The sequence below is a fragment of the Paenibacillus sp. ALJ109b genome, assembly GCF_010747435.1.
GTDB lineage: Bacteria > Bacillota > Bacilli > Paenibacillales > Paenibacillaceae > Paenibacillus > Paenibacillus taichungensis.
Genome location: NZ_JAAIFP010000027.1, coordinates 140,930 through 159,456, shown reverse-complemented (window position 1 = coordinate 159,456; position 18,527 = coordinate 140,930). Strand labels below are relative to the sequence as shown.

Genomic DNA, 18,527 nt, shown 5'->3' with positions numbered 1-18,527 from the left:
AGCATCTGCTCTTACAGGTTCAGATCATCTGCGAGTGCTTCAACTCCTGTGAAGATAGAATCTCCATACCCCCAGAAGTTGTTGAAATCAATAACGTAAATTTTCTTGTTCTTAATTGCATTAACACTTTGCAATTGCTTGTTGGCTAGCAGCTTTTCAATCGTTTGTTCTGGATCAATACCGCCGGCATATTTCGAAATAATCATGGCATCTGGATTGATCTCGATTAGCTTCTCCAAACTAAGTGTGCCTTCTTCGTTAATCAGCATATTATGCATATTGATTAATGACATTGCACTTTCAATAAATGTGTCTCCATTTCCGTTGTACACTCCAATGGTTCCATCACCATTATCAAAGAAAGATGCATAGTTGATCGTTTCAGCGCTTGCTCGAGCCGATAACGCTTTCTCACGTGCTTTGAGCTGATCGATATATGCCGTTGCATTCGCTTGTACGTTAAATATTTTACCTAGCTCAGTGATATCCTGATATAGATTATCTAATTTTGCATCAGTAACACTGGTACTTTGTACAAATGTTTTGATCTTCATCTCATTCAGACTGTTTACAGTGCCAACGCCCCAATCAGCATCTTCAAACAATCCCCCGCGCCCCATAACCAGATCAGGTGAAGCACCTATGGTCACTTCTTTACCTACATAACCTTCAGATAACACAGGAATTTTTTTGAAATCTTCTGCAATATCATCAGGTACATTGCCAAACAACGCCGCTACGCCAACAATCTTGTCAGTCAAACCTAGACGAATCAATAACTCCGCTGCACCTTGTGTATTGGCAACCACTCGTTCAGGTGCTTTATCAAAGGTTTGTTCCTTTGCCACCCAGGTTCCATTTTCAGTTGTATAGTTTGAAACAACGATTGGGTATGTTGTTTGAGCTGCACCTGTAGCATTTTCATCCGCTTTTTGCTCATCTGTTGAAGCATTCGTAGCGCTATCCGTCACTGCTCCCTGTAAGCTAGTGTTTGCATCTTTGCTGCTACCATTACTACTGGAGCAAGCTGCAAGCACAAAAACAAGTGCAGTAATTAAACAAAGAATTGCTCCTTTTTTTACTCGTAAAAACATTCAAAATCTCTCCCTTTTCCATTTTCTTTTTGGCCAATATGTATCATAGTCATTGTCAGTATACAGCAAATGTCGAATTACGTAAATGAGAATGATAACTATTATCACAATAAGAAATTCCGATTTATAGAGAATCACATTCCATTGGTTAAATTATCCAATACCGGTTAACTATCCATTCCATCAAGGCCGTCCGTTTCTAGTAACAAATCCGGGTAAAACAAAAAAGCCGCTATAATAGCGACTTTCAATGTGCCATAACCGATTGTGCCAGTCGAAACGTGCCGTCTTCGAACCTTCTACTCATCCGTTCGTAACATTGCCCCTGATATTAAGCATTAGTTATATTGACGAATATCAGGTGGTACATAAGTACTTATAAAAGTGTTAATTTCGTCTAAAGAATCTGTAACAAGTATCTTTTGTCTATCTGTTTTCGTTAAGAAGCCTTCTTCGACCATCTTGTCATAGAATTGACCAATCAGATCATAATAACCGTTCACATTATAGAAGATGCATGGATTGACATGCTGCCCAATTCTCCCCCACGAAATGACCTCTGTAATTTCTTCAAGTGTCCCCGGTCCACCTGGAATTGCAATATAGCAATCTGCAAGTTCAATCATTTTAGCTTTTCTCTCATGCATATTGGACACAATAATGATTTTGTTAAGCTGCTCATGGGCCAGTTCTCTCGCTTGCAAAAAGGTAGGTATAACCCCAGTAACAATGCCACTACGTTGAATCACAGTATCAGCGAGTACTCCCATTAATCCTGCTTTTCCGCCACCATAGACTAGTTCATGTTCCTGGTCAACAATCCAGTTACCTATCTCAACAGCAGCTTTCTCGTAAATGGCATTGTTACCTTTACTTGCCCCACAATATACCGCAATCCGTTTCAATTCAATTCCCCCGTCTACTCATACGCATTAAAAGATGCATACTCATTAAAAGTTGGCTCAGTTCAACCGATTATAGACTCGGTTGAACTGAGGCTAATCTATGTTATCAAAAAAAGAAGGAGCAGGCTATATTGTTATGGAAAATGAATACTAAAAGTAGATTAACTACACCAACTGCTTACATTACATTGACCATATTCATTATCCCCCACAGCAACCACCGTACCGTCTGATTTAATGCCAAGAGTATGAGCACAACCCGCAGCAATCGCCACAATGTCACTCCAGTCACCTACATTGCATTGATCGTACTTATTCCAACCCACGGCAACCACCGTACCATCCGATTGAAGGCCGATGGTATGATTACTGCCTGCCGCAATCGCCACTATTCCGCGCCAGTCGCTTACTTCGCATTGGCCATGTTTATTCCCACCCACGGCAACCGCAGTGCCACCCGATGTAAGCCCACGGTATGGAGGTACCCTGCCGCTACTTCCACGATATCGCTCCAACCGCTTACTTCACATTGGCCATACTGATTATTGCCCACAATCGTCACAGTACCATCTGATTTAAGCCCGGCGGTATGCCAGTCACCCGCCGCTACCGCTACCATATCACGCCAGTTGCTTACAGCGCATTGGCCTTCATTATTTCGTCCCACAGCAATCACCGTGCCATCCGATTTAAGACCAACGGTACGACGCCACCCCGCAGCAATTGCTACAATATCGTACCAGTCGTTTACTTCGCATTGATCATGTTTATTCCATCCCACCGCCACCACCGTGCCGTGAGACGTTAGACCGATGGTATGCGCATTACCTGTGTTGGTCGTCATATGTACATTACCAGCCGCTACCGCCACGATGTCGCGCCAACCGTTTACATCACATTGTCCAACTTTATGATCACCCACTGCCGTCACCGTACCGTCCGATCTAAGACCAATGGTATGACGTCGCCCCGCAGCTATTGTAGTATATTTAGGGTGCTTCACCTATAATGCCGCTTCAATCGGCGAATTGTAATCCATGTTTTACCTCCTTGAAATAAATTCCCTGATCCCCGAGATACAGTTTCGATATCATAATTTTTTTACATCTTACTCTACAATAAATAGTAAACACAAGGAATTAGAAAGGTCAAAAAACCGTTAACTCTTCTCAGAATTAACGGCTTGAAATCGCACCTTATTTTAATTTAGCCGGCGGAATACTTTGCGGGTTATTAAATACATTTTTCGGATCGTATTTCGCTTTTACTTTTCTCAATCTGGCGTAGTTCTTTCCATAATAGGTCGGCCCTGGATTTTTAATACCTTGGTCTGGTACGTTAATGTACGACCCTACAATATAAGGTTGCAATTTCTTTCTAGTGTTCCGAGTCAAAGCGATATTTTTAGCTGCACGCGATGGCTTCACCCATGAGCTGTTCCATTCCACATAAAATTCAGCTTTTCGCCAGTAAAACGCAGTCGCTTTAGGAGCGACTCGACTTATAGCTCCGCCCCAGTTAAGGAAATAGAAACCGGCTGGTGTACCTCCCTCTGCATTTTCCAGAAACTCACGCATGACTTTGAAGGCTTTATCCGGGAATGGCTGTCTGCCAAAGCCACTGGAAAACTGGTTGCTGTACCTTTGAGTGAGCACAGGATCGGGGGCTAGCAAAAACTTCGTGGCTGCCCTGTATGGCAGGTACAGAATGCTTTTTTTAGTAGGCGTTCCTACGCTAAGAATGGGTTCCAACTGACGGAGGGCTTCACTCTTCGAACCGAGGTATACCCCTAGCATGCTAACATTCCCGCCTTTTTTGGGACCAACACTTAATTCACTTCCCAGCTTGTTACTAGCCTTAGGCGCCCATACTTGCCACTTCTTCACGACTTTTTCGAACTGTTCCCATGGCCATGTGATACTAAATACAGTTGCTTTGGCTGGAGCGCGCCGCACTTTGAATTTATATTTAGTGTATACACCGAAGTTACCGCCTCCGCCACCACGTGTAGCCCACAGAAGATCAGAATTTTGCTTTTTGTTCGCCCGAATAATCCGCCCTTTAGCATCAACCATTTCGAGTTCGATTAGATTATCACAGATGAGACCCGTTGTCCTTTGCAGTGGACCAATTCCGCCACCAGGTGTTATTCCACCTATCCCAACCGTTGGACTGTCACCAAATGGGGCCATAAAACCTTGTCGAGCCAACGTATCCACGATTCTTCCTACCCGATTACCTGTTTCAACGACGGCCGTTCCGCTTTTTTTGTTTAACTTGATTCTCTTCATTTCGCTAACGTCGATGACAATACCACCATTGACTTGTGAAAGATTGGACTCTAAAGCGTGCCTCCCACTTCTCGGACGAATAGGGACTTTATTTTGACGCGCCCATCTTATCGCGTTGGCTACATCCTGCGTTTTTTGAGCAAATACAAAAACTTTAGGGAATCTGTCCGTATGCGGATCCCAGTTCTTCCGAGCCACTTCATAACCAGGGTCACCTTTAAACACCACTCGCCCTGTAAGCTTAACTTTTGAAATCACGTATCTATCCAACTCCTTAGTTATGAAAACACATAATTTTCATTAACAAATTAGGCTGATTCCATATAACCTATGAAGGAGTATCATGTTGTGTTTGGGCGTATACAAAAAGAAAAATATCGGATCACGAGCAACCTACGCTCGGGATCCGATATTTTCGAATGAAATCATTTTTCCTTATGCAATCACTTTAGTTGAATCTTGAAGACATCTCCCGCTTCACCACCAAAGACGATAAAACCACCTTTGGGAAGCAGCGTTGATTGTTGATTCGTTGCTTTTGAAAATTGAAGCACTTCACCTTTATCGTTATATACCGCATAACCTCCGCTCTCCGGAGAATCTACCGTTAACTTTTTGTTCGCCGAGCGGGAATCGATGGCATACCACCGAGCTTGACCGTTTGACGGGATCGTGGTGATGCCTGTTTTCCCACCGAAGATTGGTGTAATGGCCTCCTCCGCAATATACTCCTGTCCATCCTGAGTTAAGTACTCCGCTTCGTTCTTCGTGCGGAAATGCAGATCGAAAGCATCTCTTCCATTCATAACAGGAATCTGAACGACATTCTCTGCATTATCCGGATCAACAACTCTGGTACCATTCGCATATCCGTTCTCCACATCTACGGACAAGTTTTTGATCAGCATCGATGGAACCAGATAAAAGATCGACGTTATCTTTTCGTCCAACGCGTAATATTTCGAGCCGTTTCTAGCCTTCCATTTCTCTTTCGATGCAGTGTCCAGCGAATTGTTTTCCAATTTTTGATAATCATATGTGGTCATCGCCGTTTGGCCTAATCCGGGCAACGTGATATTCGCCTGAACTTTAAAATATACCTTGTCGTTGCTTTCTTTCTCGAAGCTGACCTTCACACTTCCATCGTTACTCGTAAATTTCCCTTCACCCGTGTACACGTAATTCTGCTCCGGGATAAGTCCTCCCTGCATAGCCGGAAGTGCGATCTCACCATTCTTAACCTCTATATCAAGGGTTGAACCTACCGTACCATAGAGGCCGGAATACGCCGTCAATTCCGTGGGCATCTTTGTTTTGACAGGTGGTGAGAGTGTCCGATCGGGCTCTATCTCGTCGATGATGCCTTGATCCGCAAGAACCTCCAAGAGAACTTTAGTGGCAAACATCTGATTATAGATAGAAGACCCGCCCGAAGATAGGACCGACATTGATATATCATGTTCCGGTATAGTGATTAACGAGGCGTGATACAACATGGTGTCTCCACCTTTGGCAAGTGCAGTAATGCCATAATCGCTGAACGGTGCAAGTGCTACAGCATCCCATCCAAGACCATAGTTGAAGGTATTTCTCTCTTCGGACACCCATATTCCCCGACGATATTCATGATTTTGCATGGACTCTGCTGCTGATTTGGACAGAATGTCCGGTTTGTTTCCTATCAACACTTCAGCGAATTGGCTTAATTCTTCTGCAGTCGAGTAGATTCCACCTGTACCGAGGATATTAGCATTTTCGACAGGCAGTTTCGTTTCAATTGTAGGCCAATACGTCTCGGATAACCGTTCTCTATCAAAAGAATCAAGTGGTGTCTTGGTTGCTTCCAACTCTAACGGATCACTGATGAACTTGGCAATAAATTCGCTGTAGCTTAATCCACTGACCCGTTCAACCAATATCTCAAGCAACTGGAAGCCATCATTGCAATAGACGGAATAGGCTCCCGGGTTTGATTTCAATTTCTCTGACTTTAGTTTGAGTAGTAATTCATCATGATTGCGGGTATCGGTATCGTCAAATAACATACTGTTTCCATAATGAGTACCATAGAGTCCGGAGGAATGGTTCATGAGCATTCGCGGGGTTATTTGGGTATACCGGGTATCTGCCATTTCAAAATCTTTAATATAGGAAGTGAGGGGCTGATCCAGATCCACTTTACCGGAATCCACCAGCATCATGGTGGCAGCCGTGACAACCATTTTGCTAACGGAACCTATTCCAAACATGGTATCCTTGTCGACTGGTGTCTTGGATGCTTTGTCCTTGAATCCAACACTGTCGGACAAAATGATCTTCCCTTCATCCATGATCGCATATTGTAAACCTGTGACACCATAATTCTGCACCATCTCTGTGGCGAGTCGCCCAGCCTGATCTTCAATCGCTCCCATCTTGTTCGTCTCTGCACTGACATCTGTCATCGGAATGACTACAAGTACAGCCGTACATAGCATACTAATTAGTTTCTTCATTATAATAACTTCCTCCCTTATGATACTGCTCATATAATTACATTCATCATATCGGGGAAGAAGCATATAGAACGATAACGAACCCTGAATGGAAAAAAACAATCCCCGAACGGTATGTTCAGAGACTGTTCATGTCAAAAGGAAGAACGACCATATTATTAAATGTCCGATGATGATTCTCGATACTCATATGTCCGCCATACTTGTCGCACATTCTCGATATATTGGTTAAGCCGATCCCGTGAAACTCGGGATTGGGCTTCTCACTCTTGAAGTGAGTCAATTTTTGCTCCACATGATTTAGAATCTGGATTACAAGTGCAGAAGCCGTGGAGTGAATTGCAACCAGGATATACCTGTCTTCGGCATGTCTAACTTTCTTGGAAGCTTCGATGGCATTATCCAACATATTGCCGAGCACAACACACAGATCATAACGGTCGATATGGAGATGTTGTGAATGAAGTTGAATACGGGTGTCGACTTTGATCCCATTTGCCTGCCCCACGGCGATGGTATTCGTAACAAGGGCATCGATAACAAGATTGCCGGAGTTCACCCGCTGGTACGCTCCTTCAATCTTATTCAATGTGAGTTTAATATGCTCACCTGCGGCATCAAGCTTGTTTTGCTTGATACACTCTTCAATGTACAGGAACTGCTGATTGGTATCATGGATGATGCTTTTCACGTTTTTGAAACTGTGCACTGTTTTCTCATAGTTGGCATCTTGATAATCCATCTGACGCTGTAATTGAACATTTTCATGTGCGAGCTGAACCTTTTCTACCATATTATCGAATAAATAAACAATGAACACATTAAGAAAAAGGGAGCCTAATACGGAAACGACATAATATATGTTTTTTTCACTATAAGTCGAGGCCACATTGATCTGATAGATCGTAATGGTAGGTACGATCAGAAACAAGAAATAATAACGATAATGCACAGCGAAACTTCTCCGTTTGGCAATCAAACGCACAATCTGGATAACAATGAACATGATACTGCAACCAAGCAACATCACTTTGGAGAACACCCAATGATAATCCACGTTGAAATGATCCCATATGCTGTAATCTGTGGAATCGATCGCACTTATAATATATACGGCAATGTAATTTACGGTTGTGAGCAGTACTGCATAGAGGATGGTAAAAGCAAGTTTTATGATGAATTCCACCTCATAGGATTGTGCCAGGCTGAAGATGAATAACAAAGCAAAAGCGGACGAAACGACAGGTGAAAATGAAGATACCAAATAGAAATACCCTAGTACGATAAATATAATGAAATAGATTACTCTGTATGGCTTCCGTTTGGACTTGCCCAGCACGGAATTGAAATAAAAATTCACCTGGAATGCCATAAGTAAAGGGACGACGAAGATGGACAAGATTACATACATATCCATATCACTGAATCCTCATGATCATATATTTGGTATAAGCATCCTTGACTTCCTTGACTTTGGAGCGGCCTATAGGCAATTCCGTACCATTTAACATGACGACTTGGGTACCCGCAAACTTCTGAACATGCATCAGGTTGATGATAATCGAGCGATGAATCTGCAAGAAACCATGATCTTTCAAGGCGGTGGCATAACCGGATAAGATGCCTTTGCTCTCATGCGAATTTTCCTGAGTCACAAATTTTAATTTGTTCTTGATCGTCAAACTCTTCATGACCTCAATCCAGAGAATATCATCGTACTTCAATAGAAGCTCTTCATAATCTGACTTAATCAGTACATACTTTTTGTCCAGCGCTTTAAAATATTGGCACAGCTTAATCATCTTCTCCTCGAAGATATCCGGCAGGATTGGTTTGATCAGATATTGAAAAGTAACCACATCAAAGCTCTCCACCATATACTCGGGATAGCTTGTCAGAAACATGATTTGCACATCCAGATACTTCATATTCCTGATTTCTTGAGCTGTCTGGATTCCGTTCATTCCGCTCATCTCCACATCCATGATGAGGATATGAAACGCGTCTCCAACGTTTTTATAATGTGAGACGAGCTGCTCACCGGATGTAAATAATGTAATTTGAAAATCAATATTCGTTTTTAGAGATAAGGAGATAAGCATCGTTTTCACAAGTTCTCTTTGGTTCTCCTCGTCATCACAGATTGCAACATTGAACATGTTTGAACATCCGCCTTTCATCGACATCGATGCTGAATTTCACTCTCAAATATACTATTTTATCACAGGTTCAAGGGCAAAATTAAGATGAAACGCATGATTGAGACCCTAAAGCGCAACAAAGCCGATCAATTTTTCTCATTGATCGGCTTTTCTTGATATCTATTGTGTAGAATCATAACACTACTTTAAAATCTCTGTTTTATTTACGCTTACCAACCGCGGTTGGACATGCGCTCTTCTGGAGCCAATTTAGAAATTTCAATGCCTTTCATTGGGGCGCCCAAGTTTTTGGACACTTCGGCAATTAGCTTGTAATCCGTGTAATGTGTTGTAGCTTCAACGATTGCACGGGCGAATTTCTCAGGGTTATCTGATTTGAAAATACCTGATCCTACAAACACACCGTCTGCTCCCAGGTGCATCATTAGTGCTGCGTCTGCCGGAGTAGCTACACCGCCTGCTGCAAAGTTTACGACAGGAAGTTTTCCATTTTCATGAACATCGTGCAGTAATTCATAAGCTACGCCCAGATTTTTTGCTTCAGCGTACAACTCATCCTTGGACATGTTTTTCACTTTGCGGATCTGGCTGTTAATCAGACGCATATGACGAACTGCCTCAACAATGTTACCCGTTCCAGGCTCACCTTTTGTACGAATCATCGAAGCGCCTTCGCCAATACGACGCAGAGCTTCTCCCAAATCTTTGGCTCCACATACAAATGGTACAGTGAACTCATGTTTATCAATATGGAACACTTCGTCTGCAGGCGTAAGAACTTCACTTTCATCGAGATAGTCCACACCTAGAGATTCAAGCACTTTGGCTTCTATGTAATGACCGATACGCGCCTTGGCCATAACTGGAATAGATACAACCTTCATAACCTCTTCAACGATGGTTGGATCTGCCATACGAGCTACACCGCCAGCTGCGCGAATATCGGAAGGTACCCGCTCAAGAGCCATAACAGCTGTTGCCCCTGCCGCTTCAGCGATTTTAGCTTGCTCTGCATTCATGACGTCCATAATGACGCCGCCTTTTTGCATCTCAGCCATTCCTCTTTTTACACGATCTGTACCTGTTTGCATGATTGTATTCCTCCTAATTTAATTTATTGTTTCACTTCAACCTATAATTTAGTATAAAATGAGAATGGACAACTAAAAAGATCCAATAATTTCGGTTTTTATTGTACCACTTATAAAAAACCTCTGGAGGGCATATGCAATTTCATGTAGCTTACAGTTCATATTTGAACCGAAAATATACCAAGATGAAGGCTCTCTATCATGCGATTCGTGATGCTATTCATGAAGGTAATCTGGTACATGGCGAGAAGTTACCATCTACGAGAGAGTTAGCTGCCACGTATCACATTTCCCGAGGCACAGTAAATCAGGTATACGATACGTTGACTGCTCAAGGTTACATTCATTCAGAGCATGGAAGAGGAACCTTTGTTGCTTATCAGTTGGATTTAAGCAATGATGCGTCCACCGTGAAAGCTTGCGCTCATCACTTATCAGCCTGGGGGAATCGTATTCAGCAGTTTGAACAGCACAAATCTCAAAGGAATTCACAAACCAATGCACAAACAAGTGATTCCAGAATAGAAAGCGACGAAGTTATTGACTTTAGCAAATATCAGCCTGATTTCTCCAAATTCCCTTACGATGAATGGAACAATCGATTGTATGCAGAGATACGGCATCGGGAGCATCACATCGAAACAACCTCAGCTCTTGTTAGTTCAACAGGGGAGCCGAAATTGCGAGAAGCCATTGCTGCCTACCTACGGCGGATGCGGGGGATTCAAGTCGATGCAGATCACATTGCAGTGACTGCAGGTTCTATGCAAGCTATAGCTCTACTCACTCAATTACTTGCAGATCCCGGGGATCATGTCGTGACGGAAAGTCCTTGTTATATTGGAATTTCACAAGCCATTGTAGCTGCGGGTGCAAATTTGATTGAAGCCAATCTCGATGGTCAAGGTGTTGTACCCCAAAACTGGGATGCACGTATGTTATTTGTCACGCCATCACGACAATTTCCTACCGGCGAAATGCTCAGCCTTGAACGCAGACAAACTTTGCTGGAGTGGGCACATCGTCATGATGCTATGATTGTCGAGGATGATTATGATAGTGAATTCCGATATCGCGGAATGCATGTTGAACCGCTGAAAACATTGGATAAAGCGGGACGCGTAATCTATCTGGGCAGCTTCACGAAAACCTTGCCCTTAGAAGTACGGCTTGGTTATGTGGTTCTCCCTCCCACTTTGGCAGACATCTTTAGAAAAGCACAGGCATTATACGAGCCAAGACCTGTCAATCTGATCGAGCAGCGGGCATTAGCAGCATTTATGACAAGCGGACAATATGAGCGTCATCTGCGTAGGATGAATCGTTTATACAGTCGCAAATTTCATCTGTTACTTAAACTTTTGAACCAACAACTCTCTACATGGTTTGATTGGGTAGAAAATGAAGCGGGGCTGCACGTGTTTGGCTGGTGGCGAGGTGATGCGTCCACTTATGAAGTCTTTCGGGCATCCGCTAGATCTGAAGGGGTTGTATACTCAGAAGTCAGCAGTTCAACGTCTGACGTTACGAAGTATGGTATCTATTTATCATTTGCACATTTGTCAGATGTTCAATTACAGGAAGGCGTATCCAAATTAAAAAATGCCGTCACAGCTCCATTGTGAGGTACTCTCTCTCGTCTCTACCGACTTTCAAAACGGAACACCAAAAATCCCCTCTTTTGTACAGGAAGATTCCACAATCATGGAATCTCTATTGACCTGTGCACCCTGAGGGGATTTTTTGGCTAATGCGAAGTCACTGGTTGATGCATCGCACCTTTCATTAAATTATTTATTGAACGTAACTTTCTCCGAACCACCTTCGAGAATGATTGACGTGTCCCGCGGCTTTGTTTCCGCGATTTTACGGCCACCTCTATATGAGTAAAGTACACCAGCCTGTTTGCGGACAGCCTCGTATTCGTTCTCTGCTTCAAGAACGATGAAGTTGGCAGGTTTTCCTACTTCAATGCCGTATACATCCTCGATATGCAACGTTCTTGCGCTGTTTTTCGTAATGAGATCGACCGAATTTACGATTTGATCATAACCCAGCAACTGCGAAGCATGAATACCCATATGTAGTACTTGGAGCATGTTGCCCGTTCCTAGCGGATACCATGGATCAAAAATGTCATCATGACCGAAGCACACGTTAAGACCAGCTTCCTGCAGCTCTTTGACGCGAGTCAGACCTCTTCTTTTTGGATACGTGTCGAAGCGTCCTTGCAGGTGAATGTTGACCAACGGATTGGAGACGAAATTGAGGTCAGCCATCTTCAGCAATCTGAACAATTTGTACGTATATGCGTCATTGTAAGAGCCCATCGCCGTCGTGTGACTTGCTGTTGTGCGAGAACCCAGTCCACGTTCGTAGGCTTCCTTGGCAACGACTTCAACGAAGCGGGATTGCTCATCATCGATCTCGTCGCAATGGATGTCGATCAAACGGTCGTATTTTTCGGCAAGGTCAAAAGCAACCTTCATCGAATCTACGCCATATTCTCTCGTGAATTCGAAGTGCGGGATGCCGCCGACAACATCAACGCCCATTTTCAGTGACTCTTCCAGCAGTTCTGCACCGTTTGGATAGGAATGAATACCTTCCTGTGGGAAAGCCACAAGCTGGATGTCGATGTATGGTGCCATCTCTTCTTTTACTTCAAGCATCGCTTTGACTGCCGTCAAGCTTGGATCTGTAACGTCCACATGTGTCCGCACATGTTGGATCCCCTGCGCCATCTGCCATTTAAGTGCTGTTTTGGAACGGGTTTTAACATCTTCATGTGTCAAGAATGCTTTGCGTTCCGACCAACGTTGGATGCCTTCAAATAGCGTTCCGCTCAAATTCCATTCCGGCTCGCCAGCCGTTAACGTTGTATCCAGATGGATGTGAGGCTCAATGAATGGTGGCAATACAAGTGAACCGTTGACGTCAAGTATTTCCTCATTTGCAGTGGCTTGCTGCTCCTGCGTAATTTGTTCGAACTTCCCGTCCTTCACGACGATATTCCATAGACCTTCTTTACCCCGCAATTTTGCGTTCTGTATAATCATTTATTTTCCCCTTTTCTTTGTTGGATTCTTTGTTAGGAACGATCAGCATCAACACGATGTAGGCCACCGCCGTACCGAGCAGTGCATTCAGTGGTGTTACTCCTGGAGCCAGTTGAGCAAACGCAACGCCGATGGCCCAAGCAACCATTGCTACCCAGTTTACAGTTTTGAAACTCATCTCGGCAAACGGTTTATAGTTTCTGCGCTTTACGAAGAAGTAGTCCGCGATGATGATGGCACCAATGGACGGTACCGCCGCGCCCAGCACATTCAGGAAGCTGACGAAATTGTTGTACATCCACATGGCAAATACTGTACCCACAATGCCGTTTACGATGACGAAGAATTTTTTCGAAATTTTAGTGATGTTGGCAAAACCAAGACCCGAAGCATATAAGGCATTATCGTTGGTTGTCCAGATATTGAGTCCAAGAACGATGATCGCGGGAATGAGCAATCCTTGCAGGAACATGACCTCCGAGATATCAGCCAGGTTATATGCCATTGCACCAACTGCCCCGAACAGGAACATAAGTGAGTTCCCAAGGAAGAAGGCAATAACTGTTGCGGTAACCGCCTGCTTGGACGTCCGGGAAAACCGAGCAAAATCGGGCGTCAGCGTTCCGCCACTAATGAATGAACCGATACAAATGGTCAATGCTGCTGCGGCGGTGAGTGTCTCTGTCGGCGTGTAATCGAGCAATCCTTGCAGACCTCCCAGTGAGCCTGCACCTTCGAACATGGAGTAACCACCGAGAATGGCAATAGCAGGAACCGCGATATAACCCAAGATGACGAGCGACTTCATACCGAAGATGGCTGATGCCGTCATAGCAAGACCAAACAACAAGATTAACAGGTACACGTTCCAATCCATCGCTTTGGCAACCGGAATTGCGAACATAGCCACGCCTACCCCGAACCATCCGACCTGTGTGAAGCCGAGCAGGAACGATGGCAGGTACGATCCTTTCGCACCAAACGCATATTTAGCAAGTAAATGTGTGGAAAGGCCTGTCTTGGCAGCGATATGCGCCAGTGCTCCTGTATAGATACCGAGCACCAGATTGCCCGCAAGCACGATGCCAATGAACTCCATGAACGTCAAACTGACTCCAAGCGTACCCCCTGCCAACATACTCGCCGAGAAGAAGGTGAAACCCAACATTACGGATAACGTCTTCCAAAAATGATTTCTCTGCGTTTTTGGCACCTCTTGCCATGAAAACTCTTGATCTTGTTTGCTCATCAGAATACCTCCAGCTTAAAGTGTATCTGATACCAAAAAAAGCAGAAAAAAAAGGCTACTCGTCAAGTTATACACTGACAAGTAGCCTCTTTTTGCATCATAATCCGCGCGAAGACACAGAGCATCCCTGAGGGGATCCTGATTCACGCGTGATTATAAAATCCGCTGCCCTTGCCAGCCTCTCTGGACTGAATTAAAGGTACCAGTATTCAATTACATTTATTATTTTAGAAAAAGCTGCACATGTCAATGTCATTATTATCCAACCGTTATAAATCCCTTCTACAGCAAGCTTTTTTTATACCTATTTATCTTTTCAAATGAACTAAAATTTATTAATAAAATCAAAGACCACGTAGTTTCCTTCAGAAGGGTCAACGTGGTCTTTGATCGTTATCTATACTCTAGGTATACTGCAGTCTGTCCTTGTACCAGACGTCGGGAATCATATCACGCTCCAGTTCCAATAATTCATGAATGATCTTGTCCGCGTCACTGATGGAACTCACGAGCGGATCGGTGAGCATCGCCCTTCTCAGCTTCTCGTAACTCTGCTCCAGAACAGCTTCGACCGTCAGCTCATGCGTATCCAGTACAAGTTCTTGCATTCCTCTTACTCCACGCGGCATCTCGCCTACATGAACTGGCTTAACTCCATCCATGCCCACATCGCACAGCACTTCCAGGAACGAATCGGCATTCATATTGGTTACCGCGCCTTGATTAAGCGTATTGATGAAAAACTTCTTCCCCAAATTCCCTACCATGTTCTCAATGATATCAGTCGCATGATCTGGGCCAAAGGTGCTCATGTAATCGGCAATCGGGATATTTCCCGCAAGAAAGTCATCTACCTGACGCCACATTTCGTCGTGACGCTGATACCTGTCCTCTGTCTCCCATATGGATAATGGCGGAATTGCGTCTGTAGTCTTGCCGAGACCTTGCCAATACCGAACGTATTCCTTCGTATGCGCCGTGCAAGTGGGGATGATTCCGAAAATATCATACAGTTCGTAGGTAATCGCATCGTTAAAAATAGCTTTTGCTCCGCGATCACCGCCGTTGTTCTCATCACCTGCCATTTTGCGCATGGCTTCCGCGATTAGGGGCATCACATTTTCCCCTTCGAATTCCGCTTTAAGCAGCCAAGTGAAATGATTGACGCCAGCGATGCGGAAATCGAATTTCTGATCGATCTCATTGGTGAACTCATCTGTCTTTTCGATGATTCCAGCTCTTACAGCGTAATAGGCTTTCTTATGCGGCATATGATGACTATCGCACAGGGCAAATGATTTAAGCTTCGGCGCATAACGATGTAATGCGATGCCATGAACGGTAGACGGATTAATATAATTAATTACCCAGGCATCAGGACATAGCTCTTCAATGTCTCTGGCGCATTCCATAATAACCGGAAGCTCTCTCATAGCCCTAAAGATTCCACCCGGGCCAATCGTATCGCCGGAACACATGCGAATGCCGTATTTTAGAGAGACTTGGCAGTCAATTCCCCGGTATTTGACTGATTGCTCTGCAAAGCTAAGCACAACGAAGTCAGCTCCCGGAAGCACTTGTCTTCGGTCCACCGAGCCCTCAATCTTTAAGGATACGTTGTTCTCCCGCGCGACCCTCTCTGCAAGGGTTACCATTTTCGAGAGCCGCTCCTCGTCCGTATCCACTAAAGCTAAAGTTCCCTGGTTCAAGTATGGTGAGTGAACCATCTGCCAGATGGATTGACGACCGAAAAACAGGCTGCCCGCCCCAATAACTACTACCTTTGGATGCTGTGTGTTTGTAGCATTCATCAATAACCCTCCTCGTAACGATATAAGTTCATTATAGGTGAGTGGGCTGGAATCGGAATGTGTGATAGTTTTCAAAACATGTCATATGGTACGATAGATAACAAGAGATAAATCCTTTGCTACATTATTAAAAAATGAAGGATGTCATAAAGTGGAGGGGTGATGAGTTGGATCAGACGCATGCAGGGATAGTAAATATGAGTATAATGGACGAACTTTCGGAGTATATAACACTTCGCATGAGCTCTTATATGGAACAAACTCACGACAGCAATTGGATGGAGCACAAGTCTCATTCCGATTATGATCTGTGGTTTATTACAGCAGGCTCCGTCCAGATCACTATTGATGGAGTCGCGCATACAGCGGACCAGGGTGACGTAGTGTTTTTTTATCCGGATATGCCCTATCTTGCTTCCGCTACCGGAGAACTGTGCCGATTCATATACATGCACTTTGATTTCAGCATTGCCGAGCAAAAGCGAATTCTGGGCGAGTTTCAACTACCGGGCATCATACCAGGCAACCTGGTTCGGGAGGAATCAACACTGTTCACCTCGTCCTATCGAAGGTTCAAGCAGGACAGTGGCGCTTCCGGAAGTTCACTTTATTTGAAGGCTTCTCTGCTTCTCGTCATTGCAAAAATTTTGGAGCTGCACGGGCAAGGTCTGTACAATGGTGAATTTCTAAAAGACCAAAAACCGAGGAAAACGGAAGGAAGTCTGGAGGTTCTGCAGAACGTATTCCCATATGTGGATTCGAATCTGCATCGTGTCATCCGAGTTAACGAGCTTGCAGCCATTGCCGGTGTCTCTGAGAAATATTTTATTTCTTTGTTCAAGAAAATTCTGGGTATTACACCGGGACAGTACATCAATCAAATCAAGATGAACCGGGCACGGGACTATCTGTATGAGAAAAAATATACGGTCCAGCAAATTGCCGGATTTCTGGGCTATCCAGATCCCTTCACCTTCTCCAAAGCATTTAAAAAATTTTACAACGTGCCTCCTTCCAAATTTGAATAGAGTGCCATAGCTAAACAAAGAGGCAACCGGTCTATGCCGGCTGCCTCTTTGTTTAGTCACTGGTTATTCATGCTTCATGTGAATGTTACTTCAGCGGTCCTCATAACGTAAAGGGTGCTTCACTCGAATACATGTCATGGAAAAATCCCCTGTACGGTATATCCTCTTCCAAACATTTAATGAGATACAACACTTCTTCGTTATCTTCCAGTTCTTCGCCAGTATGCTGCATTTCCTCAAATTGACCTAGTATATTCTCCAAGAGGGTGACTTGAATAAATAAAGGCAGCTTCTCCAACATCGAATCTTCGATCTTGGTTTCAGAAGTATAACCAGCGAGGACGGTTTCAAAATAATCATGCATGAACGCTTTGCGTTTATCAGCGTCAGGTTCAAATTGTATCCAGCCCACACCGTGTGTCCATAGATCTGCCAGATCATACATATACCAACCGAAGCATGAATTATCGAAATCATACACGGTGATCTGACCGGTATCAAAATCGATCGAGTAGTTCCCGTCGTTATAATCGAAATGGATCATCCCGAATATTTCCTGGTTTGTATCCAAACCTTTTAAGGTATTCAGGAGCTCAACCATCTTCTCCTTAAGCAGAGAGAATGATTCAGGTATCAAGTTATTGATATATTCACCTTTGTAATTATCAAAAAAATGATGCCGGCGATGGACGGGACTATATTCTTTCGATACTTGGTGCATTTTCCCCAGGACTTTACCGCAATTATAATAATGCTCGGTAATTGGAACGCCTTCCCGGTACTGATAATTGTTCTCTACTAGCAATTTTCCCTTAGCCTTGTTAAACAGGCTGACAAAAAACGTATGATGATCATAAGTGATCTCTTCCAGCAGATTGCCCTGCTTGGAACTCACCACATTCGAAACGCTAGCTCCATGATCAAACAGATACTGGACATATTCCAGTTCGGCAATGTAATCTTCCCGCTTTCTGTCAGGCAAAAAAGACACTCGGAGAATTAGCGATTCACATCCCTCTTGCTCACAGGTGTAAACGACATTCCGCCCACCCTCATGAGGTGGAATAAGCTGAATGTTATAACCCTCCAAATCGAATAACTCGGATACCAATGCCAGTACGTGCGTATTGCTGATGATAACAGCTTCGTTAAAATTAATAATAATCTCCTCCAGTAAACATTGATGGGACGGTTTCCCGCACTGCAATGTCCACAAAAGGAATCCCTGTTACGCAAATATCCTTCTGTGAACCTAAAGCACAACCACCTTGTTAGACATTAAAATTCGCTCCTTTTTGTTCAGATGTATATATCTTATCCTATAATTCCATATTATTCTATT

13 protein-coding genes and 1 pseudogene are annotated in these 18,527 nt (G+C 43.9%); 2 read left to right on the top strand and 12 right to left on the bottom strand.

Annotated elements, in window-relative coordinates; all coding sequences use genetic code 11:
- Window positions 1-11 precede the first annotated feature (11 nt).
- From G3352_RS23980 to pdxS, 8 genes and pseudogenes are all read right to left on the bottom strand, one after another.
- Window positions 12-1,094: an ABC transporter substrate-binding protein gene (locus tag G3352_RS23980; RefSeq protein WP_163760695.1), complete on the bottom strand. Its 1,083-nt coding sequence runs from the start codon at window positions 1,092-1,094 to the stop codon at window positions 12-14.
- A 338-nt stretch (window positions 1,095-1,432) separates the two neighbouring features.
- Complete coding sequence (locus G3352_RS23975) at window positions 1,433-1,999, bottom strand: LOG family protein (protein WP_163760693.1); 567 nt, start codon at window positions 1,997-1,999, stop codon at window positions 1,433-1,435.
- Between the two features lie 161 nt (window positions 2,000-2,160).
- Window positions 2,161-3,002, bottom strand: a pseudogene (locus G3352_RS23970) (RCC1 domain-containing protein).
- A 193-nt stretch (window positions 3,003-3,195) separates the two neighbouring features.
- A complete protein-coding gene (locus G3352_RS23965) occupies window positions 3,196-4,545 on the bottom strand; it encodes an FAD-binding oxidoreductase (protein ID WP_413027949.1) in 1,350 nt (449 codons plus the stop codon).
- Window positions 4,546-4,733: 188 nt separating this feature from the next.
- Window positions 4,734-6,785 (bottom strand): serine hydrolase domain-containing protein, encoded by a 2,052-nt coding sequence (locus G3352_RS23960; RefSeq protein WP_163760688.1) that lies wholly within the window; start codon window positions 6,783-6,785, stop codon window positions 4,734-4,736.
- A 118-nt stretch (window positions 6,786-6,903) separates the two neighbouring features.
- Window positions 6,904-8,202 carry an ATP-binding protein gene (locus tag G3352_RS23955; protein ID WP_163760686.1) on the bottom strand — a complete coding sequence of 433 codons (1,299 nt, stop codon included), beginning with the start codon at window positions 8,200-8,202 and terminating at the stop codon, window positions 6,904-6,906.
- Window position 8,203: 1 nt separating this feature from the next.
- On the bottom strand, window positions 8,204-8,944 hold the full coding sequence (locus tag G3352_RS23950; protein WP_163760684.1) for a LytR/AlgR family response regulator transcription factor: 741 nt from the start codon (window positions 8,942-8,944) through the stop codon (window positions 8,204-8,206).
- Between the two features lie 212 nt (window positions 8,945-9,156).
- Window positions 9,157-10,041 carry a pyridoxal 5'-phosphate synthase lyase subunit PdxS gene (pdxS, locus tag G3352_RS23945; RefSeq protein WP_345940801.1) on the bottom strand — a complete coding sequence of 295 codons (885 nt, stop codon included), beginning with the start codon at window positions 10,039-10,041 and terminating at the stop codon, window positions 9,157-9,159.
- A gap of 161 nt (window positions 10,042-10,202) precedes the next feature.
- On the opposite strand from pdxS, the gene pdxR reads away from it, so the two are divergent.
- A complete protein-coding gene (gene pdxR / locus G3352_RS23940) occupies window positions 10,203-11,663 on the top strand; it encodes a MocR-like pyridoxine biosynthesis transcription factor PdxR (protein WP_240343200.1) in 1,461 nt (486 codons plus the stop codon).
- 165 nt (window positions 11,664-11,828) lie between these two features.
- Here pdxR and G3352_RS23935 read toward each other — a convergent pair whose 3' ends face one another.
- The 3 genes from G3352_RS23935 to G3352_RS23925 all read right to left on the bottom strand — a co-directional run bounded on the left by G3352_RS23935 (window position 11,829) and on the right by G3352_RS23925 (window position 16,157).
- Complete coding sequence (locus G3352_RS23935; protein ID WP_163760679.1) at window positions 11,829-13,097, bottom strand: cytosine deaminase; 1,269 nt, start codon at window positions 13,095-13,097, stop codon at window positions 11,829-11,831.
- The gene (gene codB, locus G3352_RS23930; protein WP_113054333.1) at window positions 13,066-14,346 is read right to left on the bottom strand and encodes a cytosine permease; all 1,281 of its coding nucleotides are present in this window, start codon (window positions 14,344-14,346) and stop codon (window positions 13,066-13,068) included. The genes G3352_RS23935 and codB overlap by 32 nt, the downstream gene beginning before the upstream one ends.
- Before the next feature lie 404 nt (window positions 14,347-14,750).
- Window positions 14,751-16,157 carry a family 4 glycosyl hydrolase gene (locus tag G3352_RS23925; RefSeq protein ID WP_163760676.1) on the bottom strand — a complete coding sequence of 469 codons (1,407 nt, stop codon included), beginning with the start codon at window positions 16,155-16,157 and terminating at the stop codon, window positions 14,751-14,753.
- 197 nt (window positions 16,158-16,354) lie between these two features.
- Between G3352_RS23925 and G3352_RS23920 the strand changes: the two genes are divergently transcribed.
- Window positions 16,355-17,185, top strand: a complete 831-nt coding sequence (locus tag G3352_RS23920) for an AraC family transcriptional regulator (protein WP_205525034.1) — start codon at window positions 16,355-16,357, stop codon at window positions 17,183-17,185.
- Window positions 17,186-17,285: 100 nt separating this feature from the next.
- Here G3352_RS23920 and G3352_RS23915 read toward each other — a convergent pair whose 3' ends face one another.
- Window positions 17,286-18,392, bottom strand: a complete 1,107-nt coding sequence (locus G3352_RS23915) for a phosphotransferase enzyme family protein (protein WP_240343199.1) — start codon at window positions 18,390-18,392, stop codon at window positions 17,286-17,288.
- Window positions 18,393-18,527 lie beyond the last annotated feature (135 nt).

Coding starts and splice junctions, on each gene's coding strand:
- G3352_RS23980 (WP_163760695.1), bottom strand. CDS start 1,094: ATGTTTTTACGAGTAAAAAAAGGAGCAATTCTTTGTTTAATTACTGCA.
- G3352_RS23960 (WP_163760688.1), bottom strand. CDS start 6,785: ATGAAGAAACTAATTAGTATGCTATGTACGGCTGTACTTGTAGTCATT.
- G3352_RS23955 (WP_163760686.1), bottom strand. CDS start 8,202: ATGGATATGTATGTAATCTTGTCCATCTTCGTCGTCCCTTTACTTATG.
- G3352_RS23950 (WP_163760684.1), bottom strand. CDS start 8,944: ATGTTCAATGTTGCAATCTGTGATGACGAGGAGAACCAAAGAGAACTT.
- G3352_RS23935 (WP_163760679.1), bottom strand. CDS start 13,097: ATGATTATACAGAACGCAAAATTGCGGGGTAAAGAAGGTCTATGGAAT.
- codB (WP_113054333.1), bottom strand. CDS start 14,346: ATGAGCAAACAAGATCAAGAGTTTTCATGGCAAGAGGTGCCAAAAACG.
- G3352_RS23925 (WP_163760676.1), bottom strand. CDS start 16,157: ATGAATGCTACAAACACACAGCATCCAAAGGTAGTAGTTATTGGGGCG.
- G3352_RS23920 (WP_205525034.1), top strand. CDS start 16,355: ATGAGTATAATGGACGAACTTTCGGAGTATATAACACTTCGCATGAGC.